Below are 25,156 nucleotides of genomic sequence, written 5' to 3' on the forward strand. Positions count from 1 at the left end.
CAGGGGTATGTGGGTCAAGGGTCGGAGGTCGCGCGACAATGGAGGACGTGACCACCGAGCGACTTCCCCGCGTCCGTGCGTCCGAGCTCGTCGGGCGCGGCTGGCTCAACACCGGCGGCCGGGACGTGACCCTCGCCGACCTGCGCGGAAAGGTCGTGGTGCTCGACTTCTGGACCTTCTGCTGCGTCAACTGCCTGCACGTCCTCGACGAGCTGCGCGAGCTCGAGGAGGCCCACCGCGACGTGCTGGTCATCGTCGGCGTCCACTCGCCCAAGTTCGAGCACGAGGCGGACCCGGCGGCGCTCGCGGCCGCGGTCGAGCGGTACGAGGTCCATCACCCCGTGCTCGACGACCCGGAGCTCGTCACCTGGTCCGCCTACGCGGCGCGCGCCTGGCCGACGCTCGTGGTCGTCGACCCCGAGGGCTACGTCGTCGCGCAGATGGCGGGGGAGGGGCACGCGTCCGCGATCGCCGCCCTCGTCGACGAGCTCGTCGCGGAGCACGACGCCAAGGGCACGCTCCACCGGGGCGACGGCCCGTACGTGCCGCCTGCGCCGTCGTCGGGCACGCTGCGCTTCCCCGCGAAGGCGATCGAGCTGCCCGGCGGCAACCTCCTCGTCGCGGACGCCGGGCACCACGCGCTCGCCGAGCTCCTGCCCGACGGCGAGACCCTCGTCCGGCGCATCGGGTCCGGCGAGCGCGGGCTCGCCGACGGTGGCCCCCACGACGCGCGGTTCGCCGAGCCGAACGGGCTGTGCCTCGTCCCCGAGCAGGAGCGTGAGGCGTACGGGTTCGACGTCCTCGTGGCGGACACGGCCAACCACGCGCTGCGCGGCGTCCGGCTCGACGACGGCCGGGTGGCGACGGTCGCGGGGACGGGCGAGCAGTTCATGGTCGGCGGCGTGGAGAACGTCGTCGTGTCGGACGAGGACGGCGCCCGCCGCCTCGGTCCTTTCGACGCTGCGTACACCTACGAGCCGCTCGACGTGAAGCTCTCGTCGCCGTGGGACGTCGCCTGGTCGGAGGAGCTGCGCGGCTTCGTCGTCGCGATGGCGGGCCACCACACGCTCTGGGCCTTCGACGGGTGGAAGCTCGGCCTGCTGGCCGGGACGATGAACGAGGGTCTGGAGGACGGGCCGGGTGCGTCGGCGTGGTTCGCACAGCCGTCCGGGATCGCCGGCGCGGCGGACGGCGCGATCTGGGTCGCGGACTCCGAGACGTCGGCGCTGCGTCGTGTGACCGGGCTGGGCGGTGGCGTCGCCGTCGTGCCCGGCGGCGTCGAGGTCCGGACAGCCGTGGGGCAGGGGCTGTTCGACTTCGGCCACCGCGACGGCCCGGCCGAGCGGGCGCTCATGCAGCACCCGCTCGGCGTCGCGACGCTGCCCGACGGGAGCGTCGTCGTCGCGGACACCTACGATGGCGCACTCCGCCGGTTCGCGCCCGCGGCCGGTGACGCCGGGAGCGTCGGGGACGACGCGACCGGGACGCGGCTCGCGGGGGAGGTCACGACCCTGGCGGCGGACCTCGCCGAGCCGAGCGGCGTCGTCGTGCAGGTGGGCGAGGGACCGGACGGCGAGCCGCAGGTGCACCTGCTCGTCGTGGAGTCCGCGGCGCACCGGCTGACCCGTGTCGCGCTGCCCACGTCGCTCGCGGGCGAGGTGCTCGACGGCGGCGCGCACCGCACGCAGCGCCCCGTCACCGAGATCGGGGCCGGGCCGCTGTGGCTCGACGTCCCGTTCGTCCCGGCGCCGGGGCAGAAGCTCGACGACCGGTTCGGCCCGTCGACCGAGCTGCGCGTGAGCGCGACGCCGCCCGAGCTGCTGCTGTCCGGGGACGGGACCGGCGTCGAGCTCGGACGTGACCTCGTCATCAACCCGGAGGTCCGCGAGGGCGTCCTGCACGTGACCGCGCGCGCCGCGTCGTGCGACGTCGTGCCGCTCGGCCCCGACGGCGAGCCCGACCCGGACGTGTTCCCCGCGTGCCACCTCGCCCAGCAGGACTGGGGCGTCCCGGTCCGCGTGGTCGACCGCGGCGAGCCCGGCGACGTCCCGTCGCTCACGCTCCCGCTGCGCGGCTGACGAGGCGCCGCGCACCCATAGTGCGGGGTTGCCCGGGTCGGTTCACCCAGCCGGAGCCGCTCCGAGCGCAGCGAGGGTGGTCGAGAGCTCCGAGAACCCTTGGGCGGCAGTCGGGTCGACGAACCACTGGAGCGCGGCGCCGTTCAGGAGGGCGAGCGAGAGCGAGCCGATCGTCGCTGCCTGGGACGGTGACACACCGTCGCGGTCGATCCCGAGGACGAAAGCGGCGAGATCGACCCGCGCGCGGTCGTAGGTCGACCTGAACTGCTCGCGGACCTCGACCGAGAACTCTGCCTGTGCATAAGCCTGGACGCTCGCCCCGATGACGCGGCGTTGCTCCGGGTCTGCGGAGAGGACGCTCTGGAGGAAGCGCTCCAGCCGTTCCGCTGGCCTCCCGGTGCCGGCGCTGTCGGTCGCCTCGGCGATGCGGTCGCCCCAGTCCTCGATCAGCTGGATCACCGCCGCGTTCATCAACGCGTCCTTGGAGCCGAAGTGGTATCCGATCGAGGCAAGGTTCGCGGCGCCCGAGGTCGCGGCGACGATGTCACGCGCCGTCGTGTGTGCGAACCCCCGTTCGACGAGGCACGACCGCGCGCCCTCGAGGAGATGCTCCCTCTGTCCCATGGCGTCGATCCTAGCAACGATCTGTACAGGTGTGTTATACATTTGTTCTGTACACCCGTACAGATCCTGTGAAGGAGCGCACCCATGGCCGAAGACCACTCGCTGCTGGCCCCGCCCGAGCACGCCCCCGCCATTCCCGTCGTCATCGACTGGGAGGACACCTCGCGCGTCGTCGAGACCGTCCTGACGACCCACCTCTGGGCAGCACCTCCGCTCGAGCGCGGCGCCCCAGCGCACGACCGCGCCTTCGCGGCGTTGCGTGACCTCAAGGTCGACTACGCGCGGTTCCTGCCCTGGTTCTCGAACCCGCTGGTCTCGGTGCCGGCACTCTCCGCGCCCACCGCGACGACCACGTCGTGGGACTTCTCGCGCCTCGACCCGTACGTCGAGGACTTCATGGAGGCCGCCGAGGGCCGACCGGTGGTGGCGAACTTCGCGACGATCCCGCACTGGATGTTCGTCGGCGGCGAGACGATCGAGGTGGGGGGCGACAAGGACGAGATCCACTGGGGCTACGAGCAAGGCACGCAGTTCCGCGACGAGACCCTGGAAGAGGTGGCGGAGTACTTCTACCGGATCGCCAGCTGGTACATCGCCGGCGGGTTCGTCGACGAGCTCGGGGTCCGGCACGAGTCCGGGCACGCGTACCGGTTCGCCCAGTGGGAGGTGCTGTGCGAGCCGGACCTGAACCGCCGGATGGCTCCCGAGACGTACACGCGGCTCTACGACGCGGTCGTGGCGCGTCTCCGGACGCTCGACCCGGACATGAAGTTCGTCGGGCTGTCGCTGAGCCACGTCCACCACGACCCGGAGTACTTCTGGTACTTCCTCGATCCGGCCCACCACGCCCCAGGCACGCCGCTCGACGCGTTCTCCCTCCACTTCTACGCGTCACCTGACATCGTGAACCCGTTCGGCCCAGAGGGAAACCCGCCTGCGGACCAGTGGGAGACGGCGTTCTTCGCCCAGGCCGACGGCTTCCTGGAACAGCTCCGCTACGTCCGGTCGATCGCGGACAGGCTCTCCCCGAGCACCCGCATGCTCCTCAACGAGGTCGGGACGTATCCCTCGGACGTGATGAACCCGCATCCCTCGATCCCCGACGAGTACTGGGTGCTCAGCGCAGCGGTGCAGTCCTACCTGTGGGCACGCAGCCTCGACCTCGGTGCGGACCTGTTCGGGGTCGCCGAGTTCAACGGCTACCCAGGCATGATCCCGGGTACCTCGCTCGTCGATTGGGAGACGGGGGAGCCCAACGCCCGCTACCGCGCGCTGAAGCTCCTCGTCGACCACGTACGGCTCGGTGACACCATCGCCCCGACGTCCACGGGCTATCCCGGTTTTCCCGACGCTCGGGTCCACGCTCAGGCGTTCGCGACGCCGGACGGCGCTCGCAGGATCGTCCTGGTGAACAAGCGCGGCGTGCCGACCGACGTCGAGATCGGCGACTGGACGGGGGAGTCCCTCCTGCACGCTGTCGCGTGGGGATCCGGGTCTGCCGTGCCGATCGCCAGGACGGTCCAGGGAGGGCGACTCACCCTCCCGCCGCACGCGACGGCCGTGCTCTCCCGCGGCTGAGGCGTCCGGGCATCGGTGCCGACGGTGCGGTTCGGTCGTTCCTCACGGAGGATTCGCGTGAGGAACGACCCGGTGCCGGGGGCTCGGCGGGGCGTCAGCCCCAGGTGAGGAGCTCCTCGCCGTGGGCGGCCCACGCGCCGACCTCGGCGAGCGAGGTCACGTCGTCCGGGGCGGCCTCCAGCGCCACCACCGGGCACACGGCCGAGCGGCCGCCGGCGCGGACGGCCTTCGGGTCCCACGAGACGAGGACGGTGCCGCGCTCGACGTGGTCGCCCTGCGCGACGTGCGTGGTGAAGCCCTCGCCGCCGAGCTGGACGGTGTTGATGCCGAGGTGGACGAGGACGGCGCGGCCGTCGTCGTGCTGGACGACGAACGCGTGCGGGTGCAGCTTGACGACCGTGCCCGTGATGGGCGCGACGGCCTCGCCGCCCTGCGCGTCGTCGGGCTCGACGGCGAGCCCCGGCCCGACGAGACCGGCCGAGAAGACGGGGTCGTCGACGTCGGCGACGTCGATGACGGTGCCCGTGACGGGCACGAGCACCGTGAGCGGCGCGGCCATCAGCGCAGGTCCTCGATGTCGGAGGCGATGTTGTCCGCGTCGGGGCCGACGATGACCTGGATCGCGGCGCCCGACCGCACGACGGCGATCGCCCCGGCTGCGGTCAGGGTCGCGTCGTCGACGAGCGCCGGGTCCTCGACCTCGACGCGCAGGCGCGTGATGCACGCCTCCAGGTCGACGACGTTCGCGTCGCCGCCGAGGCCTCGGAGGATCTGCTCTGCCTTGCTCACGGGTGCTCCTCGTGGTCGTGCTCCGGCCGGGGCCGGGTCAGGTGTCCCGGCCGGCTGCCGTGCCGGTCGGGGTGCGCGGGGCGCGCGGGGTCAGGGGCCGTCGTCGGGGGTGGTGCGACGGCGGTGGTGCTGCGGTCGTGGCGGGTCCTCACATGAGGTCGGCGAGGTCGGACGCGATCGTGTCGACCTGCGGGCCGACGACGACCTGGACGACCCGGCCGTTGACCATGACGCCGAACGCTCCGGCGCGCCGCAGGAGCGCGGCGTCGACGAGCGCGGGATCCTTGACGAGCGATCTCAGCCGGGTGGTGCACGGGTCGATCTCGTCGATGTTGGCCACCCCGCCGAGGCCGGCGAGGATCGTCGCGGCGCGCTCTGCGTCGGACTGTGTCATCGGTCGTTCCCTTCGGTCGCCCGGGCCGGCACTGGCACGGGGTCGAGGTGGTTGGTGGGCGTCGGGTCGGTGGTGGCCGCCGTGGCGGCCGGGTCCGCGGGGGCGGTGGTCGACGCCGGGGAGCCGCCGGTGCGCGGCACGAGCGTCGGGCGCGCCTCGCGCAGCGGGACGAACACGCTGTACCGGTCGCCGCGGTAGCTGGACCGCGAGTACATGAGCGGCGCGTCGCCCGCGAACGTGCGACGGACGGTGCGCATGACGGCCCGCGACGCGCGCAGCCCGAGGAGCTTCTGCTCCTGGACCGTCGCGTCGGAGGCGGTGATCGTGTCCTCGCCCCACGTGGGGGCCAGGCCGCGCTCGCGCAGGGCGCCGTACAGGCTCTCGGGGACGCCGTCGTCGAGCAGGTCCGGGGCGAGGTCGACGGGGATCCACGCCTCCTCGACGCTCATGGGCGAGCCGTCGGCGGAGCGCAGGCGCACCACGTGGTGCATGGGGTCGCCCGTCGCGCGCCCGAGCGACTCGGCGACCGACGCCGGCGCGGGCGCCGTGCCGACCTCGAGCACGTCGGTGCCCGGCTCCATGCCGCGACGGCGCGCCTCCTCCCCGAACGTCGTGAGGCGCATCTCGAAGTCCGCGCGCGGCGGGGCGACGAACGTCCCGCGGCCCTGCGAGCGCTCGAGCACGCCCTCGGTCACGAGCGCGTCGATCGCCTGGCGCACGGTCATGCGCGAGACGCCGAACTTCTCGGTGAGGCTGCGCTCGGACGGCACGGCGTCGCCGACCGAGAGCTCGCTCGCCACGAGGTCGGCGAGGTACGCGCGCACCGTGAGGTACTTGTGCTCGCTCGCCTGCGATCGTGACCTGCTCATCGTCGTGCCGCGTCCTCGTCCTCGTCCTGGTCCTTCGTCCGCGCCCTGTCCGGGCGGACGTCCCTGCGTCGGTGCCTCGATCTCCACGGGTGCATTGTCCGTCGTCCGCCCGTGCCGCGACCTGCGGCGACGCGCGTCGCGGACCTGTCCGTGTGTCCCGGGTCACCTCCGGGGGTTGACACATCATGAGGTCTAGACCACTCTTCCTGCAAGTGGTCCAGACAACCTGGACCGGATGTCCGGCACGGCGACGCAGGAACGACCCCAGTCGTCCTCGGCGTGCCCGGAGACCGGCAACGACGCCCCGTACGACGTCGCGCCACAGCTGCCGCACGACGCACCTCGGCCTGCGCCCCAGGCCCACCCAGGAGGAGAACGACACATGACCACCGTCGCCGAACCGACGAGGACGAAGAAGGGGGTGCCCGGCTTCGCGCAGCTCCAGCGCGTCGGGCGCTCCCTCATGCTGCCCATCGCGTCCCTGCCCGCGGCGGCGCTGCTGCTGCGCCTGGGCCAGCCCGACATGCTCGGCGCCGACGGCGTGGCCGGCACCTTCGCGTGGATGCAGCCCGTCGCCGACGTGCTCGGGGCGGCTGGCAACGCGCTGTTCGCCAACCTGCCGGTCATCTTCGCCCTCGGTGTCGCGGTCGGGTACGCGAAGAAGTCCGACGGGACGACGGGCCTCGCAGCCCTCATCGGGTACCTCGTCTTCAAGGGCGTCAGCGACTCGCTCTCGCCATACGTGCTCGGCAAGCCCGCCGAGGGGGACGCGCAGGAGCTCATCAACTACGGCGTGCTCGGTGGCATCGTCATCGGTCTCACGGCGGCGCTGCTCTACCAGAAGTACTACCGGATCAAGCTGCCCCCCTACCTCGCGTTCTTCGGCGGACGGCGCTTCGTCCCCATCGTCACCGCGGGAGTGTCGGTCCTCATCGCCGTGGTCGGTGCCCTGATCTACCCGGCCTTCGACTGGCTGATCAACGACACGATCGGCGGGTTCGTCACGGGCTCGACGATCCTGGGCGCGTTCATCTTCGGCACGCTCAACCGTCTGCTCGTGCCGATCGGTCTGCACCACCTGCTCAACTCGCTGCCGTGGTTCCAGTTCGGCGAGTACACCTCGGCCGATGGCACGGTCGCGCAGGGCGACATCTTCCGCTTCCTCGCGGGCGACCCCACCGCCGGCACGTTCCTCACCGGCTTCTTCCCCATCATGATGTTCGCGCTCCCCGCCGCGGCGCTCGCGATCGTCCACACCGCCAAGCCGGCCCAGCGCAAGGTCGTCGCGGGCATCATGGGCTCCGCCGCGCTCGTCTCGTTCGTCACGGGCGTCACCGAGCCGCTCGAGTTCGCGTTCGTGTTCGTGGCCTACCCGCTGTACGTCATCCACGCGGTCCTCACGGGGACGTCGCTCGCCCTGGTCAACGCTCTCGGCATCCGCGACGGCTTCGGGTTCTCGGCGGGCGCCATCGACTACCTGCTGAACTTCCGGATCGCCGAGATGCCGCTCCTGCTCATCCCGATCGGGCTCGGGTACGCGCTGATCTACTACTTCCTCTTCCGCTTCGTCATCACGCGGTGGAACCTGCGGACCCCCGGTCGTGAGGACGACACCGACGGCGCCGTCGAGGCGACCGGAGCCGCGGGTACGGCCGACGCCCCCGTGGCCGACGCGCCGGCGTCCGATGTCCCGGCGACGGGGCGCGACGACCGCACCGTGGGTGGCACCGAGGCCGACGTCCCGAGCCGCACCGGCTCGGGCGGCGGAGGCACGGCGTGACCGTCGCCGACGACGCGACGCGCGCACCTGCGCGGGTCTCCGACCCGGGGCTGACCGGCGTGCCGGTCAGCCCCGGGCGGGGGGCGGGGACGGTCGTGCGCATGCCCGACCCGGTCCCCGAGCCCGACCCGGCCCCGCTCGCCGCGGACAGCCCGGACGCCGACCTGGACCTCGCGGTGACGCAGGTCCTCGCGGCGGTGACGACCGTCCAGGAGGACCTCACGGCGCGCGCCGCGCGGGCCGAGGGCACCGCGGCGGAGGTGCTGGGCGTGACCGCCGCGATGGCGGCGGACCCCGCGCTGGCGCGCGACGCCGTCGGGCGCGTGCGCGAGCAGCGCTCCACCCCGGCGCGTGCCGTGTGGGACGCGGCGGGCGTCGTCGTCGGGCAGCTGGAGGCGCTGGGCGGGCTCATGGCGGAGCGGGCCCGCGACGTGCGCGACGTGCGCGACCGGATCGTCGCGACGCTGCTCGGCCTCCCCGCGCCGGGCGTGCCCGACCCGGGGCACGCGTTCGTGCTCGTCGCGGACGACCTCGCCCCCGCCGACACGGCGCAGCTCGACCCCGAGCGGGTGCTCGCCGTCGTGACGCGCGGCGGCGGGCCGACGTCGCACACCGCGATCCTCGCGCGCGCCCTCGGCATCCCGGCCGTCGTGGCGGTCGAGGGCGCGCTGACCCTGCACGACGGCGCGACGGTGCTCGTGGACGGCGGGCTCGGCACGGTCGAGCGCGACCCGTCCGCCCAGGACGTGGCCGTCGTCGTCGCGGCGCATGGTGCACGCGGCGAGCGGCGCCGCTTCGACGGCGAGGGGCGGACGGCGGACGGTCGTCGCGTCGAGCTCCTCGCCAACGTCGCGAACGGGGAGGACGCACGGGCCGCCGCGGAGGCGGGCGCCGAGGGCGTGGGGCTCTTCCGCACCGAGGTGTGCTTCCTGGGCCGCACGGTCGAGCCGACGATCGACGAGCAGGTCGCGGCCTACCGTGAGGTGCTCGCGGCGTTCCCCGGCCGCAAGGTCGTCGTGCGCACGCTCGACGCGGGCGCGGACAAGCCGCTCCCGTTCGTCACGCCCGAGGCCGAGCCCAACCCGGCGCTCGGCGTACGCGGCCTGCGCACCGCGCGCCGGCACCCCGAGGTGCTCGACCGCCAGCTCACGGCGATCGCTCGCGCCGCGGCGGCGGAGTCGGCCGACGTGTGGGTCATGGCGCCCATGATCGCGACGCCGGACGAGGCGGAGTCGTTCGTCGCGCTGTGCGCGGAGCACGGCCTCGGCACCGCGGGCGTGATGATCGAGGTGCCCGCAGCGGCCCTCGGGGCGCGCTGGGTGCTCGCCAAGGCGTCGTTCGCGAGCATCGGCACGAACGACCTCACGCAGTACACGATGGCCGCCGACCGCGAGGTCTCCGACCTGGCGCGGCTCTCGACGGCGTGGCAGCCGACGGTCCTCGCGCTCGTCGGGGCGACCGGCTCGGGTGCGGCGCTCAACGGGCGGCCGCTCGGGGTGTGCGGCGAGGCCGCGGCGGACCCGGTGCTCGCGCCGGTGCTCGTGGGGCTCGGCGTGACGTCGCTGTCGATGACGCCGCGCGCGCTGGCCGACGTCGCGGCGGTGCTCGCCGCGACGACGTCGGAGCAGTGCGAGGAGCTCGCGTTCCTCGCGCTCCAGCAGCCCACGCCCGACGCCGCACGCGCGGCCGTGCGGTCCCGCCTCCCGATCCTGGCCGACCTGGGCCTCTAGCTCGCGCCTGACCTCGCTGCCGAACCCGGGGTCGTGCCTCACCGACTCGTCGCGGTGAGGAACAACCCCGGGTTCGGCGCACCCGTGGGGGCCATATGCAACTTCGGGGTTGCGCTTGGTGGGTGGCCGGTCTAGCGTGATGTGCAACCAATTAGTTGCACGAACGGACGACGGGAGAACGGCGATGGTGGACATCCTGCACAGGGTGGGCGTCGAGGGGTCGACGCCGGAGGCGGTGTACCGGGCGCTGACGACGGTCGACGGGCTCGCCGGCTGGTGGACCGAGGACACGACGGGGGGCGAGGGCGTCGGGGGCGTCCTCGCGTTCCGCTTCCCGCCGGTCGGCGGGTTCGACATGGAGGTCGTCGAGCTGCGGCCGTCGGAGCGGGTGGTGTGGCGCGTCGTCGACGGGCCGGAGGAGTGGGTCGGCACGACCGTCGAGTGGGACCTGCGGCAGGACGGCGACTGGACGATCGTGCTGTTCGGCCACCGGGGCTGGGCCGAGCCGGTGGAGTTCATGCACCACTGCAGCACCAAGTGGGCGTCGTACCTGCTGAGCCTCAAGGCGCTCGCGGAGACGGGCGCCGGCGCGCCCGCGCCGCGCGACGTGCAGATCAGCGACTGGCACTGAGCGCCCGGCGCGGGTCGGGCCCGTCGCCCGCGGGCAGGGCCGCGGGCGACGGGCCCGGTGTGCTCAGGCGACCTCGGTCTGCTCCAGGAAGGTCGCGAGCGCGTCGATCGACGCGCTCGCGTCGTCGCCCTCGTCGTCGGTCGAGAGCACGACCTCGTCCCCGGCCGCCACGCCGAGCGTCATGACGCTGAGGATGCTCGCCGCCTCGACGGGGTCGCCGCCCTGCTTGGCGATCCGCACGGGCGCGGGCTGGGCAGCGGCCGCCTTGACGAACAGGGCGGCGGGGCGGGCGTGAAGGCCCTCGGTGATCGCGACGACGACGGCACGGTCCATGGTTGCTCCTCCGGCAGACAAGTGGTCTGGACCAGTGCATCCTAGGGGAAAGCCCGACGCAAGGCGAGGGGCGGAGGACCCTCCGTGCCGCAGCCTCGCCCCGCGTCCTCACTGCTCGGGTCGTCAGGGAAGGCGGCTGCCTCGTACTCACGCCTCACGCGTCGTGCGTGCGCCGTCCCGCCGGTCGAGCGTCGAGCGCGCCGCCGCGAGGCGCGCGATCGGGACGCGGTACGGCGAGCACGACACGTAGTCCAGGCCGATCTCGTCGAACAGCGCGACGGACGCCGGGTCGCCCCCGTGCTCCCCGCACACGCCGGCGTGGAGACCCGGCCGGGCGCGGCGTCCGCGCTCGAGCCCGACGTGCACGAGCTCGCCGACCCCGTCCCGGTCGATCGTCGCGAACGGGTTCGTGCCAACCACTCCCGCCTCCAGGTAGGCGGTGAGGAACGACCCCTCGGCGTCGTCGCGCGAGATGCCGAGCGTCGTCTGCGTGAGGTCGTTCGTGCCGAACGAGAAGAACTCCGCGTGCTCGGCGATGCGGTCCGCGACGAGCGCCGCGCGCGGCAGCTCGATCATCGTCCCGACGGCGTACGGCAGCGGGGCGTCCACGCCACCGAGCTCCTCGGCCATGGTCGCGTCGACGACCTCGCGCATGCGCCGCAGCTCCTCGGAGAACCCGACGAGCGGCACCATGATCTCCACGCGCGGGTCGTGCCCGGCCGCGCGCACCGCGAGCGCCGCGCGCGCGATCGCCCGCACCTGCATCGCGGCGATCTGCGGGTGCAGCAGCGCGAGCCGCACGCCGCGCGTACCGAGCATGGGGTTCGCCTCGCTCAGCCGCCGCACCTGCGCGAGGAGGCGGCGCGCCCGGCCGAGCCGCGCCGTCGTCTCCCCGCCGCCGCCCGCGGCGGCCCAGCCCTCGAAGACGGCGTCCGTCCCGTGCAACGGAGCGCCGGCGTCGCCGACCTCGTCCTCGAGCCGCTGCACGAGGAGCGACTGCTCGACGAGGTCGGGCAGGAACTCGTGCAGCGGCGGGTCGAGCAGCCGGATCGTCACGGGCAGCCCGGACATCGCGGCGAAGATCTCCTCGAAGTCCGCCTGCTGCATGGGCAGCAGGCGGTCGAGGGCTGCGGTGCGCGCCGCGTCGGTCTCGGCGAGGATCATCTCGCGCACGACGGGCAGCCGGTCGGGCGCCATGAACATGTGCTCGGTGCGGCACAGCCCGATGCCCTCGGCGCCGAGCTCGCGCGCCTTGGCCGCGTCCTCGCCCGTGTCGGCGTTGGCCCGGACGCCGAGGCGCCGCACGTCGTCGGCCCAGCCGAGCACGGCCCGGAAGTCGTCGGTGACCTGGGGCGGCACGAGCGGCAGCGCGCCCGCGTAGACGTCGCCGGTCGTGCCGTCGAGCGTGATCGTGTCGTCCTCGGTGAGCACGTGGTCCCCGACGTGGACGCGGCGCCCCTCGACGTCGATCCGCAGCGCGCCGGCCCCCGCGACGCACGGCTTGCCCATGCCGCGCGCGACGACCGCGGCGTGCGACGTCATGCCGCCGTGCGCGGTGAGCACGCCCTGCGCGGCGATGACGCCGGCGATGTCGTCCGGGTTCGTCTCCCACCGCACGAGCACGACGGCCTCGCCGGCCTTGCCGCGCTCGGCCGCGGTCTCGGCGTCGAGCACCACGCGCCCGACGGCGGCGCCCGGCGACGCGTTGAGCCCGCGCGTGAGCGGGGTCGCGCCGTGGCCGGGGTCGAGCGCCGGGTGCAGGAGCTGGTCGAGCTGCGCCGGGTCCAGGCGTCGCAGGGCGGTGTCGCGGTCGATCACGCCCTCGTCGACGAGCTCGCGCGCGACGCGCAGCGCGGCCTGGGCGGTGCGCTTCCCGGTGCGGGTCTGGAGGAGGTAGAGCGCGCCGTCGTCCACCGTGAACTCGATGTCCTGCATGTCCCCGTAGTGCTGCTCGAGCCGGTCCATGGTCGCGCGCAGCTCGCGGAACGCGTCGGGCAGCACGGTCTCCATCTCCGCGAGGGGTCGTGGCGTGCGGATGCCCGCCACGACGTCCTCGCCCTGCGCGTCCACGAGGAACTCGCCGTAGAGCTCTTTCGCGCCCGTCGCGGGGTTGCGCGTGAAGCACACCCCGGTCGCGGACGTCGCGCCCTTGTTGCCGAACACCATCTGCATGACGTTCACGGCCGTGCCGAGGTCGTCGGGGATGTCGTTCGCCTTCCGGTACACGGCCGCGCGGGGGTTGCCCCACGACGCGAAGACCGCGTCGACCGACCGCCGGAGCTGCTCGCGCGGGTCCGTCGGCAGGTCCTCGCCCGTGTGCTGCCGCGCGACGGCGCGGAACGTCGCGACGAGCCCGCGCAGGTCGTCCGCGTCCAGGTCCGTGTCCTGCGCGACGCCGCGGCGCGCCTTGAGCGCGTCGAGCTCGTCCGCGAACGCGTGGGCGGGCACGCCCTCGACCACCTCGCCGTACATCTGCACGAACCGCCGGTAGGAGTCCCAGGCGAAGCGCGCGTTCCCGGACTCGGCCGCGAGCCCCTCGACCGAGTCGTCCGAGATCCCGAGGTTGAGGATCGTGTCCATCATCCCGGGCATGGAGAACACGGCGCCCGAGCGCACCGACACGAGCAGCGGGCGCTCGCGCGCGCCGAGCCGGCGTCCCGTGCGCTCCTCGAGCGCGTCGAGGTGCGCGACGACCTCGTCCCACAGCCCGTCCGGCCACGACCCGCCACGCTCCATGGCCGCGACGCACGCTGCCGTCGTCACGGTGAAGCCGTCGGGTACGGGCACGCCGATGCGGCGCATCTCCGCGACCCCCGCGCCCTTGCCACCCAGCAGGGCGCGCATGTCCGCGCGGCCCTCCGCGAGGTCGTAGACGTACCGGTCGCTCATGGCTGCTCCTCGTGGTCGGCGGCGGTGGCCGCGCTGTCTCCTCCCCGGCGGCGGTCCGCCGGCGGGGTCTGCGGGGTCGCCCGGACGTGGTCGCCGCCCGGTGGCTGCGGCGCATCGTCGGGTGCGAGGGCGCGACGGCGCGCGGTGACGAGCTCGACGACGCGTCCCGCGGCCTCCTCGAGCGCGAGGGTCGTCGTGTCGAGGACCGGGCAGCCGAGGCGCCGCTGGAGCCGCGCGACCTCGTCGAGCTCGTCGTGGATCCGCGCGAGGTCGGCGTACCCGCCGAGGGCCGTGCCGCCCGCGCCACCGTGGCCCGCGGCGCCCATCGCGTGCACGCGGCGCTGCCGGATCTCGAGCAGGCGCTCGGGGTCGATCGTCAGGCCCACGACCTTCCAGCGTTCCGCCTCGAACAGCTCGCGCGGCGGTGCGACGCCCGGGACGAGGGGGATGTTCGCGGTGGGGTAGCCGAGATAGCCGAGGTACATCGACAGCGGGGTCTTGCCCGTCCGCGACGCCCCGACGAGCACGACCTGCGCCTCGTCGAGACCGTCGGTCAGGTGGCCGTCGTCGTTCGCGACCGCGAACTCCATCGCGTGGATGCGGTCGAAGTAGTCCGCGGCGAGCCCGACCGGCTGCACGACGCGCGCCGGCTGCGCGCCCGTCCGCGCGGTGAACGCTTCGAGCGCGGGGGCCAGCAGGTCGGCGCACGGGACGTCGAGCGCCGCGCACGCGTCGAGCACGCGCGAGCGCAGCGCGTCGTCCACGACGGTGCAGAACACCACGGCCGCGGCGGGGTCGGCTCGGAGCTGCGCGACGACGTCGTCCACGCCCTGCGGGCTGTGCAGCCGCGGGTGGCGCACGACCCGGACCGGCTGCCCGGGGAACTGCGCCTGCGTGGCGCGCGCGACGCGGGTCCCGGTGTCTCCCGTCGAGTCCGCGACCACGTGGATGTCGATGACGCGCGCCGTCGCCGCCATGGCCCCAGGCTAGGGCGGACCACCGGTTCTCCCCAGCCGAGCGCCCGCTGGGTGTGGGGCACAGCCGACGGGTCTAGGGTGACCGGCATGTCCGACGCGACGACGCCGAGCGCGGCGTCCCCCGAGGCGTCCCCGGTCCCCGGGGAGGCGCAGCGCATCCACGTCACGCTCTCGACGGCCAGCGTCTACCCGCGCAAGGCCCCGTACGCCTTCGAGGCGGCGGCCGACCTCGGGTACGACGGCGTCGAGGTCATGGTGTGGTCCGACGAGACGACCCAGGACGCCGCGACGCTCCGGCGGCTCGCCGCCGAGCACGACGTCCCGATCCGCAGCGTCCACGCGCCCACGCTCCTGGTGAGCCAGCGCGTGTGGGGGCGTGCGCCCGGGCCCAAGCTCCGGCGCACGGTCGAGCTCGCGCAGGAGGTCGGGGCGAGCACCGTGGTCGTGCACCCGCCGTTCCGGTGGCAGTACCGGTACGCGCGCGAGTTCGAGGACCTCGTCGGCGAGCTCGACGAGACCGAGGGCGTGACCATCGCGGTCGAGAACATGTACCCCTGGCGCAGCCGCAAGCGCGAGATGCAGGCCTACCTGCCCGGCTGGGACCCCTCCGAGCACGGGTACGAGCACGTGACGCTCGACCTGTCGCACGCCGCCGTCGCGCAGCAGGACGCGCTCGCGCTGCTCGACGTGTTCGACGGGCGCCTGGCGCACGTGCACCTCGCCGACGGGTCGTCGTCGATCACGGACGAGCACCTCGTCCCGGGGCGCGGCGACCAGCCGTGCGACAAGGTGCTCGCCGAGCTCGTGCAGCGCGGGTGGTCCGGCGACGTGGTCGTCGAGATCTCGACCCGCCGTGCCCGGACCGCGGCCGAGCGCCGCGAGGACCTCGCGGCGTCCCTGTTCTTCGCGCGCACCTACCTCACGCCCGGGCCGCACCCGGGCTACGCGCCGCCGCCCGGGCACGCGCACCGCCACGCCGACGCCTGGGGCGAGGAGGACGCACGGGACGGCGCGGCGGACGCGGGCACGGACGACGACGTCGCGAAGGCTGCCGGGAAGGCCTGACGCCGCCGGGTCAGAACTGCAACGACCCGAGGACCCCGCGCAGCGTCTCGAGCCCTGCCTCGTCGCCGGGGAGCGTGATCGAGACCAGGACGTCCGGACCGCCGTCCTCGCCGTGGAGCTGGACGTCCGCGCTCAGGGCGGGGACGGTGTCTACCGCCCAGTGCGGGCCCTGGCTCGTCAGCACCTGGGCGAAGTCGGCTCCCGGGACGACGATCGTCTGCGGGTGGAACTGGTCCGCGGCGGTGCTGAACGAGCTCGTGCCCCTCCCGCCGACCTGGACGAACATGTTCCAGCGCACGTCGGACGGCGCGCCGTCGACCGGCGGGCCGGACCACTCGACCCCCGGTCCGAAGTTGCCCTCGACGTCGCGGGACGTCCACCCCGGCGGGACGGCGTAGCCGAGGTCCTCGGTCGAGACAGGCTGCCACCCCGCGGGGACACCGGGGACGACGATCCCGACCTCGGGATACGTGTACGTCGGGCTGAACCACTCCGGCGCTCCGTCGGGCTCGAACCACAGGTTGCCCAGGAAGGCACGTGCCAGCTCGTCGCCCACCTCGTCGTCGGTGAACTCGAGGACGACCGTCCAACCCGTGCCCGTGCCCCCGTGGCGGACGTGCGCCTCCCAGCGGGCGAGACCCGGGTCGTCGGACGGGCCACGCGTCACCGCGACGAAGTCCGCGCCGGGGATCTCGACCGTCCAGGCCCCGGAGTCCCTGGCCGGGGCGGTCCACGACGCGGCGCCGGGGTCGACGTCGATCGTCAGGACGGCGCCGGAATCGTTCATGGGCGGCGGGACCGCGTCCGCGGGAGTGTCCGACCCCGGCGCGTTCCAGCCCGCCGGGGACATCCAGGTCACCGACGCCGGCTCGCCGAACGCCTCGCCGTCGACCTCCCACCCCCCGGGCGGCAGCGTGTACGTGAGACCGCCCTGCATCGTGTAGTCCGAGTGGTGCGTCTCGGCGATGCCGTGCTCGACGCCCGGCAGCTCCGGGAGCTCGCCGTCGCCCACCGGCAGGTAGCGCAGGGGCTGCTCGGGCTGCTCCGTCGTCGGGTCGGGAACCGGGTCCGCCGTCGGCTCCACCGGGGCGGGCGCGGCTGACTGCGCCGGCGGCACGGTGAGGGCGAGGTCGGACCCGCGGGGCAGCATCCCGGGCAACAACGCCACGGCGGCGGCCAGGACGCCGACGACCGCGGTCGACCCGCCCGCCGCGAGGGCCGTCCGGCGGACGCGCACGCGCCGCACCGCTCGGTGCGCGAGGGCGTCGGGGTCCAGCGTCGCCGGCACCTCGACCGCATCCTGTGCCGCGCGCACGCGGGCGACGACCTCGGTCTCCTCGACCGCCACGGGCTCGGGCGTCGCGCTCATCGCTGTCTCTCCGTTCCGTTCTCGGGGGTCACGAGGGTGCGCAGGCGGGCCAGTGCTCGGGACCCGGTGGACTTGACCGTGCCGACGGCGATGCCGAGCTCCGCGGCGGTCTCGGCCTCCGACCGGTCGAGCACGTAGCGCAGCAGGACGACCCGCCGCTGCTTGACCGGTAGGGCGAGCAGGGCGCGCACGATCCGGTCGCGGTCCTCGACCCCGGGCGGGTCGGTCGTGGAGCGACGCTCGAGGCCCGCCAGGGTCTCGTGCTCCACGGAGACCTCCCGTCTCGTCCGCCGCCAGGTGTCGATACGGGCCGTGGCGACGACGCGCCGCGCGTAGGCGAACGGCTCGCCGTCGCCGACCCGTGACCACGCGCGGAACGTCCGCTCGAGCGCGAGCTGGACGAGGTCGTGCGCGCGGTGCGCGTCGCCGCACAGCAGGTACGCGAAGCGGTAGAGGTCCGCGGAGCTCGCCCGCGCGAACTCGGTGAAGCGCTCCTCCGCGGTCTGGCCCACGCGCACGACCCGCACGTGGGGCGCGTCCGCCCGGTCGATCGCGACGTCGGTCATGCCCGACAGCCCCCCTGCTGCGGTCGGCGCTCCGGCCGACGTCGGTTCCTCACGAGTGCTAGACGCAGCGGAGGGCGGCAGGGGTTCCATGTTTCTTCCCGGGTCCGGAGGGATCGCTCAGGATCCCACGGACGGCCTTTCTCACCGTCAGTCGGCCGCGGGCGTGGCAGCGCTGACGTAGGCTCGGCGATCGTGGCTCGCGTCAACGGTCTCCTCGCCGACACGACGCCGCTGCGTACCTCCCCGCCGTTCCGCCGGCTGTGGTGGGGCCTGGGGATCTCGAACCTCGGCTCGCAGCTCACCGTCGTCGCCGTCGGCCTCCAGGTGTACGCGCTCACCGGCTCGTCCCTCGCGGTCGGCGTGCTCGGGTTGTGCGCCCTCGTGCCCCTCGTCGTGCTCGGGCTCTACGGCGGCGCCCTCGTCGACGCGTACGACCGCCGCAAGGTCGCGCTCGCGGCGTCGACCGCCCTGTGGGTCGTCACCGCGCTCATCGCGGCCCAGGCGTGGCTGCACCTGAACTCGGTCGGCGTGCTCTACGCGCTCGTCGCCGCGCAGTCCGCGGCGTTCGCCATCAACAACCCGGCACGGTCGGCGATCATCCCGCGACTCGTCGAGCCCCGGCTCCTGCCCGCGGCGAACGCGCTCCAGACGATCGCGTGGAACGTCGCGCTCACCGTCGGCCCGCTGGGCGGCGCGTTCCTCGTCGCGCTGTGGGGCTACCAGGTCGCGTACACGATCGACGCCGTGCTCTTCACCGCCGCGCTGTGGGCGGTGTGGCGGCTCCCGGACATCCCGCCCCTCGGCACCGACCACACCCCGCAGGCCGCGCCCGCGGGGCGGCGACGCCGGGTCGTCGGCTGGCGGTCCGTCGTCGACGGCCTGCGGTACCTGGCGACGCAGCCCAACGTCCGCACGACCTTCCTCGTCGACCTCGCCGCGATGGTGCTCGCGTCGCCGCGCGTGCTGCTGCCCGCTGCGGGCGTCGTGTTCCTCGGGGGCGGGGAGGCGACCACGGGCGTCCTCACCGCGGCGTTCGCGATCGGCGCCGTGCTCGCGGGCGTGTTCTCCGGCGGGCTGTCCCGCGTGCGCTGGCAGGGCCGCGTCATCGTCTGGGCGGTCACGGCGTACGGGCTGTCGATCGTGCTGTTCGGCCTCGTGCTCGTCGGGGTAGGGGCGACCTCCCCGACGACCGTCCTCGTGGGCGGGGTCGTCGCGGCGAGCGTCGCGCTGGCGCTCGCGGGCGCGTCCGACGCCGTGAGCGCCGTCTTCCGGCAGACCATCCTCCAGACCGCGACCCCCGACGACATGCGGGGCAGGCTCCAGGGCGTGTTCATCGTCGTCGTCGCGGGCGGGCCGCGGCTGGGCGAGCTCGTCCTCGGGGCACAGGCGACGTGGGTCGGCGAGGCGTGGGCCGCCGTCGCCGGGGGCGCGGCGTGCGTCGTCGTGCTGTGGCTCGTCCTGCGGTCGCAACGGAAGTTCTGGCGCTACGACGCCCTGCACCCCGAGCCCTGAGCGAGGGGCTCAGCCGACGCGTGCGGCGCCGATCCGCTCGATGCGGTCACGACCCCAGTCCCCGAGGGACTCGAGCGCCGCGTTGAGCGCGCTGCCGTGCTCGGTGAGGGAGTACTCGACGCGCGGCGGCACCTCCGGGAACACCTCGCGCACGAGCAGGCCGTCCGCCTCCATCTCGCGGAGCTGCTGCGCGAGCACCTTGTCGCTCACCCCGGGCAGGCCGCGCTTGAGCTCGGCGTACCGGCGCACGCCGTGGTCCTCGAGCTCCCAGAGGATGAGCGACTTCCACTTGCCGCTCACGACGTCCATCGCGGCGTCGAGCCCGCACACGTAGGGGCCTCGTCGCGCAGTGCTCGTCGAGGTGCTCGTCGAGGTGCCCGTCGAGGTGCCGCCGGGCGTCGCCGCGCCGGGGGAGGTGCGCACCGCCGTCGTCGTCATCGTTCGCTCCTTCGTCGCAGACCGATCTCCGTGCGGGGCGGTGCCCTGACCTGCACGCTCACCCTGAGGTGAGAACCCCACCTCGAAGTGCGTTCTTCCCGGGCGACCGTACGCCGGGGAGGGTGGACGGCGAGGGCGCGCCGCGCGGTCGGCCCGCCCGAGCAACGCCACCCGACCCGGAGGAACGATGTCTGACCAGCCCGCACGACCCTCGGAACGCGCCCTCGCCGTCACCGTCCTCGGCCTCGGCGGGATGGGCAGCGCGCTCGCTGCCGCGACCGTCGCCGGCCACCCGACGACTGTCTGGAACCGCACGCCGGGACGTGCCGGGGTTCCCGTCGCGGCCGGCGCCCGCGAGGCGGCGTCGGTGCGCGACGCCGTCACCGCCTCGCCGCTCGTCGTCGCGGTCCTCCTCGACCACGCGTCGGTGCACCAGACGCTGGACCCCGTCGCGGACGCGCTCGCGGGCCGGACGCTCGTCAACCTCGTGACGACGACGCCCGCGGAGTCGCGCGAGCTCGCCGCCTGGGCCGCGGCCCACGGCATCGACTACCTCGACGGCGGGATCATGGCCGTCCCCGGGATGATCGGCGGGCCGGGGTCCGAGGTCCTGTACAGCGGGTCGCGCGCGGCGTTCGACGCCGCCCGTCCCGTGCTCGACACGTGGGGCGGGAGCACGTGGTTCGGCGAGGACCCCGGCCTCGCGCCGCTCTACGACCTCGCGCTGCTCGCGGGGATGTACGCGATGTTCGCGGGCTTCTTCCACGGCGTCGCGATGGTCGGGACCGCGGGAGTGAGCGCGAGCGACTTCGCGCGCCGGGCGGCGCCCTGGATCGCGGCGATGACGGCGGAGCTCGCGGGCTACGCCGACGTCATCGACCGCCGCGACTACGGCGGCCCCGGCCAGCAGAGCCTCGAGTTCTCGGACCTGTCCGACATGGTCCGGGCGAGCGCGGAGGCCGGGCTCGCGACCGACGTCGTCGCGGCCGTCCAGGCGCTGGTCCGCCGTCAGATCGAGGCCGGCCACGGCGCCGACGGGTTCGCACGCGCCGTCGAGAGCATCCGAGAACCAGCCCGCACCCCCGTCAGCACCGTCACCGCAGGAGGAGGACGATGAGCGCGCTCACCCCCGTCACCCTGATCGGCCTGGGCCCGATGGGCCAGGCCATGGTCCGCACGCTGCTCGCCGCGGGCCACCCCGTCACCGTGTGGAACCGCACGCCGTCGCGCGCCGACGCGCTCGTGGCCGAGGGCGCGGTCCTCGCCGCGACCCCGGCCGAGGCGGTGGCGGCGAGCGACGTCGTCCTGCTGAGCCTGACGGACTACGCGGCGATGTACGACGTCCTCGGCGGGGCGACGGACGTCCTGCGCGGCCGGACGGTCGTCAACCTCAGCTCGGACACCCCCGGGGCGACCCGCGCCGCGGCCCGGTGGGCGGCCGATCACGGCGCGACCCTCGTCGCGGGTGGTGTCATGACGCCCGCGCCGGGCGTCGGGACCGCCGACGCGTACGTGTACTACAGCGGTCCGGAGGCAGCCTTCCGGGCGCACGAGGCCGCGCTCGCGCTGCTGGGCGCGCCGCGCTACCTCGGGGAGGACCCCGGCCTCGCGCAGCTCCTGTACCAGGCGCAGCTCGACGTGTTCCTCACCGCCCTGTCGGGCGTCGCGCACGCCGCCGCGCTCGCACAGGCGGCAGGTGTCCCGCCCACACGGTTCGTCCCGGAGGCCCTGCGCACGCTCGTCGAGACGCCGGCGATGGTCGGGGGAGTCGACGCACCCGGTCCGGCGTTCGAGACCGGCGTGCACCCCGGCCACCTCAGCACCGCCACGATGATGGGCGCGACCGCGGCGCACGTCCTCGGGGCGAGCGAGGAGCTGGGGGTCGACACGGCGCTGCCGCGCGCGATCCTGTCCCACTACGAGCGCGCGCTCGCGGCGGGTCACGGTCGGGACAGCTGGACGGCGATCTTCGAGGTCATCAGGGCGCCGCGGGCCGCGGTCCCCGAGACGGCGCCCGTCGAGTGATGCGCTCCCGTCCGAGTGATGCGTCCCGGAGCGCATCACTCGGACGGGAACGCATCGTTCGCCGTCGGTGCCGCACTCTAGGCTCGGGGCGTGCCTCCCAAGAAGCCGACGACCGAGCCGCCCGTGATCGACCCGGTCGTCCTGGACGACCTCCAGCGCGGCGACGCCTACGATCTCGAGGCGGAGGCCGACCTCGAGGGGTTCGAGCTCGTCGACCTCCGCCTCGACCGGCTCGACCTGCACGGCGCGAGCGTGTTCTCGACGCGGCTCGACCAGGTCCGCGCCGACGAGGCCGACCTCGGGGCGGTGACGCTCACGGAGGTGGTGCTCGACCGCCTCGACGTGCCCGTGCTGCGCGGGACGCGCGGCCGGTGGCGCGAGGTCGAGGTGCGGGGCGCGCGCCTCGGGTCGGCCGAGCTCTACGAGTCGTCGTGGGCGGGGGTCCGGTTCGTCGGCTGCAAGCTCGGGTTCGTCAACCTGCGGGGCGCGACCCTGCGCGACGTGATGTTCACCGACTGCACGATCGACGAGCTGGACCTCGTCGCGGCGGACGCGCTGCGCGTCGCGTTCGAGGGCACGCGCGTGCGCCGGCTTGACGTGCAGGCCTCAACGCTCGCGCACGTCGACCTGCGCGGCGCGGAGATCGACGAGCTGAGCGGCATCGAGTCGCTGCGGGGCTCGACGATCGACTCGACCCAGCTCGCGCGCCTGGCGGCGACGTTCGCGCACAGCCTCGGCATCACGGTCACCGACTGACCGGGAGATAGGGTGCGCGACGTGACCGACGCGACGCACCCGTCCACCGCGCTGCCCGACCCCGCCGGGACCGAGGTCCTCGTCGCCGGACCGGCGTCGTGGAACCTCCTCGTCCAGCTCGACGAGCTGCCCGCGCCCACGCCGCACACCGTCTTCGCCCGGTCGCACCGCGCCACCGTGGGCGGGACGTCGGCGGGCAAGGCGCTCAACCTCGCGCGGCTCGGCCGGTCGGTGCTGCTGCGCACCGTCCTCGGGGCGGACGACGACGGCGCGCGCGTCCGGTCCGTGCTCGAGGGTGCGGGCGTCCGGGTGCTCGCGGAACCCTCGCCCGACGGGTGCACCGAGAGCCACCTCAACCTCATGGACGCCGACGGCGGGCGCGTCTCGGTCTATCTGCGCGCCCCCGGCGAGGTCCCGGCCCAGGGCCCGTCGTGGGACGCCGCCGTCGCGACGCTCGACGCGGCGCGGGCCGTCGTCGTCGACCTCGCGGTCCCGGCGCTGCCCGTGCTCGACCTCGCGGTGTCGCGCGGGCGCGACGTCTGGGTCGACCTGCACGACTACGACGGCGAGTCCGCGTTCCACCGGCCGTGGGTCGACGCGGGGACGCACGTGTTCCTCAGCGGGGACCGCCTCGAGGACTGGCGCGGCTTCATGTCCGCGCGGGTCGACGCGGGCGCGCGGCTCGTGGTGTGCACGCACGGGTCGCGCGGCGCCGTCGCGCTCACTCCCGAGGGAGGTTTCGTCGAGGTGCCCGCGCAGCACGTGCCGCGCGTCGTCGACACGAACGGTGCGGGCGACGGCTTCTTCGCGGGCTTCCTCGACGCCCACCTGCGGGGCGCGGGCGTCGAGGAGGCGATGACGGCGGGTGCCCGGCACGCCGCGCTCGTCGTGCAGAGCCCGGACCTCGTCCCGGCCTGACGGCCGGCCCGGCGTCGGCGCGAGGCGCGGGGTCAGCGTGCGGCGCCGACGGGAGCGGCCGCGGGTGCGACGTCGTCCGCCTCGCGCAGGGCGGCGGCGGTCGCCGCGCCGCGGTCGCGGAAGTGGCCGACGAGGGAGAGCAGGAGCCCGAGCGCGGCCCAGCCCGTGAGCACGAGCCAGGGGAAGGTCGTGTCCGCGCCGGGGAAGTATGACAGGTCGCGCAGCAGCGTCGCGGACGCGCCCGGCGGGAACCACTGGCCGACGGCGCCCCACGGGCTGAGCAGGAACTCGACCGGCATGGCGGCGGCGGAGAGCGGGTTCGCGACGAGCAGGAACAGGACGGGGCCGACGGCGATACCGGGACGCCCGAGCACCGCGACGGCGCCGACGATCGTGCCGCCGATGCCGAGCAGCGTGAGCCCGACCGCGAGCGAGTCGGCGAGGTACGCGCCGTGCAGGCCGCCGAGCCCGTGCAGGATCCCCGCGATCGCGAGCCCACCGACCACCGAGTAGACCCCGAGCGCCGCGACGCGCCGCCACACCCCGACGACGGCGAGCGAGATCGCGATGCCGCCGACCATGCCGCCGAGCACGAGCGGGAACGATGCCGCGGCGAGCGTGGAGCCGCGCGGGTCGTCGACCGAGAGCGGGACGACGTCGGTCACCGCCACGGTCGGGACGGCCTCGGCGGGCGCGCCCTGGGCGGTCGCGGCGGCGGAGACCTGGGCCTGGAGCGCGGGCTGGAGCCCGGCGAGGAGCTGCGCGACGGCGGGGCTCGCCGCCGAGGCGGTGAGCACCTCCGGCTGCTGCCCGAGGACGAGCGCGCCGTACGCGTCGCGGGACTCGACGAGGTCGACGGCCGTGTCGCGGTCGGCGACGGCGACGAGCTCGATCGCGCCCTCGGCGTTCTGGTCGAGCCCGGCCTGCACCTGGGCGACGACGGCGGGGTCGCCCGCGGCCGCGACCGGGAGGTCTTTCGGCTCGGCGGTGACCGACGGCCAGAGGAACGCGAGGACGACGACCGCGACGAGGGCGACGAGCCCGACGGCGGTCGTCACGACGCGCGGCCAGTGCGTGTGCGGGGCGGCGGCGGAGCTCATGGGGAGACCTCTCGTAAAACGAATGTTCGTTCTCTATAGGGTCGGCCTGCCCGTCGCCTCCTGTCAAGAACGTTCGTTCGGTTTAGGGTGGGCGGATGCCCCGGGTGAGTGACGAGTACCGAGCGCAGCGGCGCGACGACATCGCCGCCGCAGCGCTGCGCGTGTTCCGCCGCAAGGGCTTCGCCGCGACCTCGATGGCGGAGATCATCGCCGAGTCCGGGCTGTCCGCGGGCGCGATCTACGGCTACTACGACTCCAAGATGGCGATCGTCCACGACGTCGCGGGCCGGATCGTCGGCGGGCGCATCGCCGACGTCGAGCGGCTCGCCGAGCGCGACCCGCTCCCCCCGCCGTCCGACCTCGTCGCCGTCCTCATGCACGGGGTGGTGCGCGAGATCGGCAGCACCGCGATCCTGCTCCAGGTCTGGGGCGAGGCCGTGACCGACCCCCGCATCCTCGAGTTCGCCTCGGCCGTCCTCGCCCGCCTGCGCTCGGTCTTCGCCGACTACGTCGCCGCCTGGCACGTGCGCACCCACGGCCTCGACCCCGCACGCGCGGCGGAGTTCGGCGCCGAGCAGGCGCCGCTGTTCGTCGCCGCGTGCCAGGGCTTCATCGTCCAGAGCGCGCTCATGGACGACTTCGACGCCGACGCCTACCTCGACCGCACGACCCGCCACCTCCCGCGCTGACGGCACGACCACCGGGGCAATGCCGGGCTCGCGCCCGTGGGCGCGG

General features: G+C 74.3%; 24 protein-coding genes. 12 read left to right on the forward strand and 12 right to left on the reverse strand.

Annotated features, from left to right (window positions below):
- The first annotated feature begins 38 nt into the window (after positions 1–38).
- The gene (locus FB00_RS05660) at positions 39–2,078 is read left to right on the forward strand and encodes an NHL domain-containing thioredoxin family protein (protein ID WP_047231873.1); all 2,040 of its coding nucleotides are present in this window, start codon (positions 39–41) and stop codon (positions 2,076–2,078) included.
- 42 nt (positions 2,079–2,120) lie between these two features.
- On the opposite strand, the gene FB00_RS05665 is transcribed toward FB00_RS05660, so the two are convergent.
- Positions 2,121–2,702: a TetR/AcrR family transcriptional regulator gene (locus FB00_RS05665; RefSeq protein ID WP_047231874.1), complete on the reverse strand. Its 582-nt coding sequence runs from the start codon at positions 2,700–2,702 to the stop codon at positions 2,121–2,123.
- Between the two features lie 84 nt (positions 2,703–2,786).
- Here FB00_RS05665 and FB00_RS05670 point away from each other — a divergent pair, with 84 nt between their 5' ends.
- Entirely contained in the window at positions 2,787–4,280 is a 1,494-nt protein-coding gene (locus FB00_RS05670) for a hypothetical protein (RefSeq protein ID WP_047231875.1), read from the forward strand.
- A gap of 94 nt (positions 4,281–4,374) precedes the next feature.
- Here the strand turns inward: FB00_RS05670 and FB00_RS05675 are convergent, their stop codons facing one another.
- From FB00_RS05675 to FB00_RS05690, 4 genes are all read right to left on the reverse strand, one after another.
- The gene (locus FB00_RS05675; RefSeq protein ID WP_047231876.1) at positions 4,375–4,839 is read right to left on the reverse strand and encodes a PTS sugar transporter subunit IIA; all 465 of its coding nucleotides are present in this window, start codon (positions 4,837–4,839) and stop codon (positions 4,375–4,377) included.
- Complete coding sequence (locus FB00_RS05680; protein ID WP_047231877.1) at positions 4,839–5,069, reverse strand: PTS transporter subunit EIIB; 231 nt, start codon at positions 5,067–5,069, stop codon at positions 4,839–4,841. The genes FB00_RS05675 and FB00_RS05680 overlap by 1 nt, the downstream gene beginning before the upstream one ends.
- Before the next feature lie 148 nt (positions 5,070–5,217).
- A complete protein-coding gene (locus FB00_RS05685; protein WP_024839826.1) occupies positions 5,218–5,463 on the reverse strand; it encodes a PTS transporter subunit EIIB in 246 nt (81 codons plus the stop codon).
- Positions 5,460–6,332 carry a GntR family transcriptional regulator gene (locus FB00_RS05690; RefSeq protein WP_047231878.1) on the reverse strand — a complete coding sequence of 291 codons (873 nt, stop codon included), beginning with the start codon at positions 6,330–6,332 and terminating at the stop codon, positions 5,460–5,462. The genes FB00_RS05685 and FB00_RS05690 overlap by 4 nt, the downstream gene beginning before the upstream one ends.
- 382 nt (positions 6,333–6,714) lie before the next feature.
- On the opposite strand from FB00_RS05690, the gene FB00_RS05695 reads away from it, so the two are divergent.
- The 3 genes from FB00_RS05695 to FB00_RS05705 all read left to right on the forward strand — a co-directional run bounded on the left by FB00_RS05695 (position 6,715) and on the right by FB00_RS05705 (position 10,473).
- Positions 6,715–8,112: a PTS transporter subunit EIIC gene (locus tag FB00_RS05695; RefSeq protein ID WP_082141030.1), complete on the forward strand. Its 1,398-nt coding sequence runs from the start codon at positions 6,715–6,717 to the stop codon at positions 8,110–8,112.
- Entirely contained in the window at positions 8,109–9,842 is a 1,734-nt protein-coding gene (gene ptsP / locus FB00_RS05700; protein WP_269429995.1) for a phosphoenolpyruvate--protein phosphotransferase, read from the forward strand. The genes FB00_RS05695 and ptsP overlap by 4 nt, the downstream gene beginning before the upstream one ends.
- A gap of 184 nt (positions 9,843–10,026) precedes the next feature.
- Positions 10,027–10,473, forward strand: a complete 447-nt coding sequence (locus FB00_RS05705) for an SRPBCC family protein (RefSeq protein WP_047231879.1) — start codon at positions 10,027–10,029, stop codon at positions 10,471–10,473.
- Positions 10,474–10,536: 63 nt separating this feature from the next.
- On the opposite strand, the gene FB00_RS05710 is transcribed toward FB00_RS05705, so the two are convergent.
- The 3 genes from FB00_RS05710 to FB00_RS05720 all read right to left on the reverse strand — a co-directional run bounded on the left by FB00_RS05710 (position 10,537) and on the right by FB00_RS05720 (position 14,672).
- Positions 10,537–10,806: an HPr family phosphocarrier protein gene (locus FB00_RS05710; protein WP_047231880.1), complete on the reverse strand. Its 270-nt coding sequence runs from the start codon at positions 10,804–10,806 to the stop codon at positions 10,537–10,539.
- 147 nt (positions 10,807–10,953) lie between these two features.
- Positions 10,954–13,695 (reverse strand): pyruvate, phosphate dikinase, encoded by a 2,742-nt coding sequence (gene ppdK / locus FB00_RS05715; protein ID WP_047231881.1) that lies wholly within the window; start codon positions 13,693–13,695, stop codon positions 10,954–10,956.
- Entirely contained in the window at positions 13,692–14,672 is a 981-nt protein-coding gene (locus tag FB00_RS05720; protein WP_082141031.1) for a pyruvate, water dikinase regulatory protein, read from the reverse strand. The genes ppdK and FB00_RS05720 overlap by 4 nt, the downstream gene beginning before the upstream one ends.
- 87 nt (positions 14,673–14,759) lie before the next feature.
- Between FB00_RS05720 and FB00_RS05725 the strand changes: the two genes are divergently transcribed.
- Positions 14,760–15,737 (forward strand): sugar phosphate isomerase/epimerase family protein, encoded by a 978-nt coding sequence (locus FB00_RS05725; RefSeq protein WP_082141051.1) that lies wholly within the window; start codon positions 14,760–14,762, stop codon positions 15,735–15,737.
- Between the two features lie 10 nt (positions 15,738–15,747).
- On the opposite strand, the gene FB00_RS05730 is transcribed toward FB00_RS05725, so the two are convergent.
- Both FB00_RS05730 and FB00_RS05735 read right to left on the reverse strand, forming a co-directional pair.
- A complete protein-coding gene (locus tag FB00_RS05730) occupies positions 15,748–17,106 on the reverse strand; it encodes a hypothetical protein (RefSeq protein WP_047231882.1) in 1,359 nt (452 codons plus the stop codon).
- Positions 17,103–17,672: a SigE family RNA polymerase sigma factor gene (locus FB00_RS05735; protein WP_047231883.1), complete on the reverse strand. Its 570-nt coding sequence runs from the start codon at positions 17,670–17,672 to the stop codon at positions 17,103–17,105. The genes FB00_RS05730 and FB00_RS05735 overlap by 4 nt, the downstream gene beginning before the upstream one ends.
- A 192-nt stretch (positions 17,673–17,864) precedes the next feature.
- On the opposite strand from FB00_RS05735, the gene FB00_RS05740 reads away from it, so the two are divergent.
- Positions 17,865–19,184 (forward strand): MFS transporter, encoded by a 1,320-nt coding sequence (locus FB00_RS05740; protein ID WP_047231884.1) that lies wholly within the window; start codon positions 17,865–17,867, stop codon positions 19,182–19,184.
- Between the two features lie 9 nt (positions 19,185–19,193).
- Here the strand turns inward: FB00_RS05740 and FB00_RS05745 are convergent, their stop codons facing one another.
- Complete coding sequence (locus tag FB00_RS05745) at positions 19,194–19,622, reverse strand: winged helix-turn-helix transcriptional regulator (protein WP_082141032.1); 429 nt, start codon at positions 19,620–19,622, stop codon at positions 19,194–19,196.
- Positions 19,623–19,809: 187 nt separating this feature from the next.
- On the opposite strand from FB00_RS05745, the gene FB00_RS05750 reads away from it, so the two are divergent.
- From FB00_RS05750 to FB00_RS05765, 4 genes are all read left to right on the forward strand, one after another.
- The gene (locus FB00_RS05750; RefSeq protein ID WP_047231885.1) at positions 19,810–20,739 is read left to right on the forward strand and encodes an NAD(P)-dependent oxidoreductase; all 930 of its coding nucleotides are present in this window, start codon (positions 19,810–19,812) and stop codon (positions 20,737–20,739) included.
- A complete protein-coding gene (locus tag FB00_RS05755; RefSeq protein ID WP_047231886.1) occupies positions 20,736–21,647 on the forward strand; it encodes an NAD(P)-dependent oxidoreductase in 912 nt (303 codons plus the stop codon). The genes FB00_RS05750 and FB00_RS05755 overlap by 4 nt, the downstream gene beginning before the upstream one ends.
- Positions 21,648–21,737: 90 nt before the next feature.
- Positions 21,738–22,403 (forward strand): pentapeptide repeat-containing protein, encoded by a 666-nt coding sequence (locus tag FB00_RS05760; RefSeq protein WP_047231887.1) that lies wholly within the window; start codon positions 21,738–21,740, stop codon positions 22,401–22,403.
- A 21-nt stretch (positions 22,404–22,424) separates the two neighbouring features.
- Positions 22,425–23,321, forward strand: a complete 897-nt coding sequence (locus FB00_RS05765) for a carbohydrate kinase family protein (protein ID WP_231581730.1) — start codon at positions 22,425–22,427, stop codon at positions 23,319–23,321.
- A 32-nt stretch (positions 23,322–23,353) separates the two neighbouring features.
- Here the strand turns inward: FB00_RS05765 and FB00_RS05770 are convergent, their stop codons facing one another.
- Entirely contained in the window at positions 23,354–24,421 is a 1,068-nt protein-coding gene (locus FB00_RS05770) for a hypothetical protein (protein ID WP_047231888.1), read from the reverse strand.
- Between the two features lie 95 nt (positions 24,422–24,516).
- On the opposite strand from FB00_RS05770, the gene FB00_RS05775 reads away from it, so the two are divergent.
- Positions 24,517–25,110, forward strand: a complete 594-nt coding sequence (locus FB00_RS05775) for a TetR/AcrR family transcriptional regulator (protein ID WP_047231889.1) — start codon at positions 24,517–24,519, stop codon at positions 25,108–25,110.
- The last annotated feature ends 46 nt before the right edge of the window (positions 25,111–25,156 follow it).

This window comes from Cellulosimicrobium funkei (genome assembly GCF_001019615.1).
Classification (GTDB): domain Bacteria; phylum Actinomycetota; class Actinomycetes; order Actinomycetales; family Cellulomonadaceae; genus Cellulosimicrobium; species Cellulosimicrobium cellulans_E.

Coding starts and splice junctions, on each gene's coding strand:
- FB00_RS05725 (WP_082141051.1), top strand. CDS start 14,760: ATGTCCGACGCGACGACGCCGAGCGCGGCGTCCCCCGAGGCGTCCCCG.
- FB00_RS05710 (WP_047231880.1), bottom strand. CDS start 10,806: ATGGACCGTGCCGTCGTCGTCGCGATCACCGAGGGCCTTCACGCCCGC.
- FB00_RS05695 (WP_082141030.1), top strand. CDS start 6,715: ATGACCACCGTCGCCGAACCGACGAGGACGAAGAAGGGGGTGCCCGGC.
- FB00_RS05745 (WP_082141032.1), bottom strand. CDS start 19,622: ATGACGACGACGGCGGTGCGCACCTCCCCCGGCGCGGCGACGCCCGGC.
- FB00_RS05690 (WP_047231878.1), bottom strand. CDS start 6,332: ATGAGCAGGTCACGATCGCAGGCGAGCGAGCACAAGTACCTCACGGTG.
- FB00_RS05685 (WP_024839826.1), bottom strand. CDS start 5,463: ATGACACAGTCCGACGCAGAGCGCGCCGCGACGATCCTCGCCGGCCTC.
- FB00_RS05720 (WP_082141031.1), bottom strand. CDS start 14,672: ATGGCGGCGACGGCGCGCGTCATCGACATCCACGTGGTCGCGGACTCG.
- FB00_RS05750 (WP_047231885.1), top strand. CDS start 19,810: ATGTCTGACCAGCCCGCACGACCCTCGGAACGCGCCCTCGCCGTCACC.
- FB00_RS05755 (WP_047231886.1), top strand. CDS start 20,736: ATGAGCGCGCTCACCCCCGTCACCCTGATCGGCCTGGGCCCGATGGGC.
- FB00_RS05665 (WP_047231874.1), bottom strand. CDS start 2,702: ATGGGACAGAGGGAGCATCTCCTCGAGGGCGCGCGGTCGTGCCTCGTC.
- FB00_RS05735 (WP_047231883.1), bottom strand. CDS start 17,672: ATGACCGACGTCGCGATCGACCGGGCGGACGCGCCCCACGTGCGGGTC.
- FB00_RS05775 (WP_047231889.1), top strand. CDS start 24,517: ATGCCCCGGGTGAGTGACGAGTACCGAGCGCAGCGGCGCGACGACATC.
- FB00_RS05660 (WP_047231873.1), top strand. CDS start 39: ATGGAGGACGTGACCACCGAGCGACTTCCCCGCGTCCGTGCGTCCGAG.
- FB00_RS05705 (WP_047231879.1), top strand. CDS start 10,027: ATGGTGGACATCCTGCACAGGGTGGGCGTCGAGGGGTCGACGCCGGAG.
- ppdK (WP_047231881.1), bottom strand. CDS start 13,695: ATGAGCGACCGGTACGTCTACGACCTCGCGGAGGGCCGCGCGGACATG.
- FB00_RS05670 (WP_047231875.1), top strand. CDS start 2,787: ATGGCCGAAGACCACTCGCTGCTGGCCCCGCCCGAGCACGCCCCCGCC.
- FB00_RS05770 (WP_047231888.1), bottom strand. CDS start 24,421: ATGAGCTCCGCCGCCGCCCCGCACACGCACTGGCCGCGCGTCGTGACG.
- FB00_RS05730 (WP_047231882.1), bottom strand. CDS start 17,106: ATGAGCGCGACGCCCGAGCCCGTGGCGGTCGAGGAGACCGAGGTCGTC.
- FB00_RS05675 (WP_047231876.1), bottom strand. CDS start 4,839: ATGGCCGCGCCGCTCACGGTGCTCGTGCCCGTCACGGGCACCGTCATC.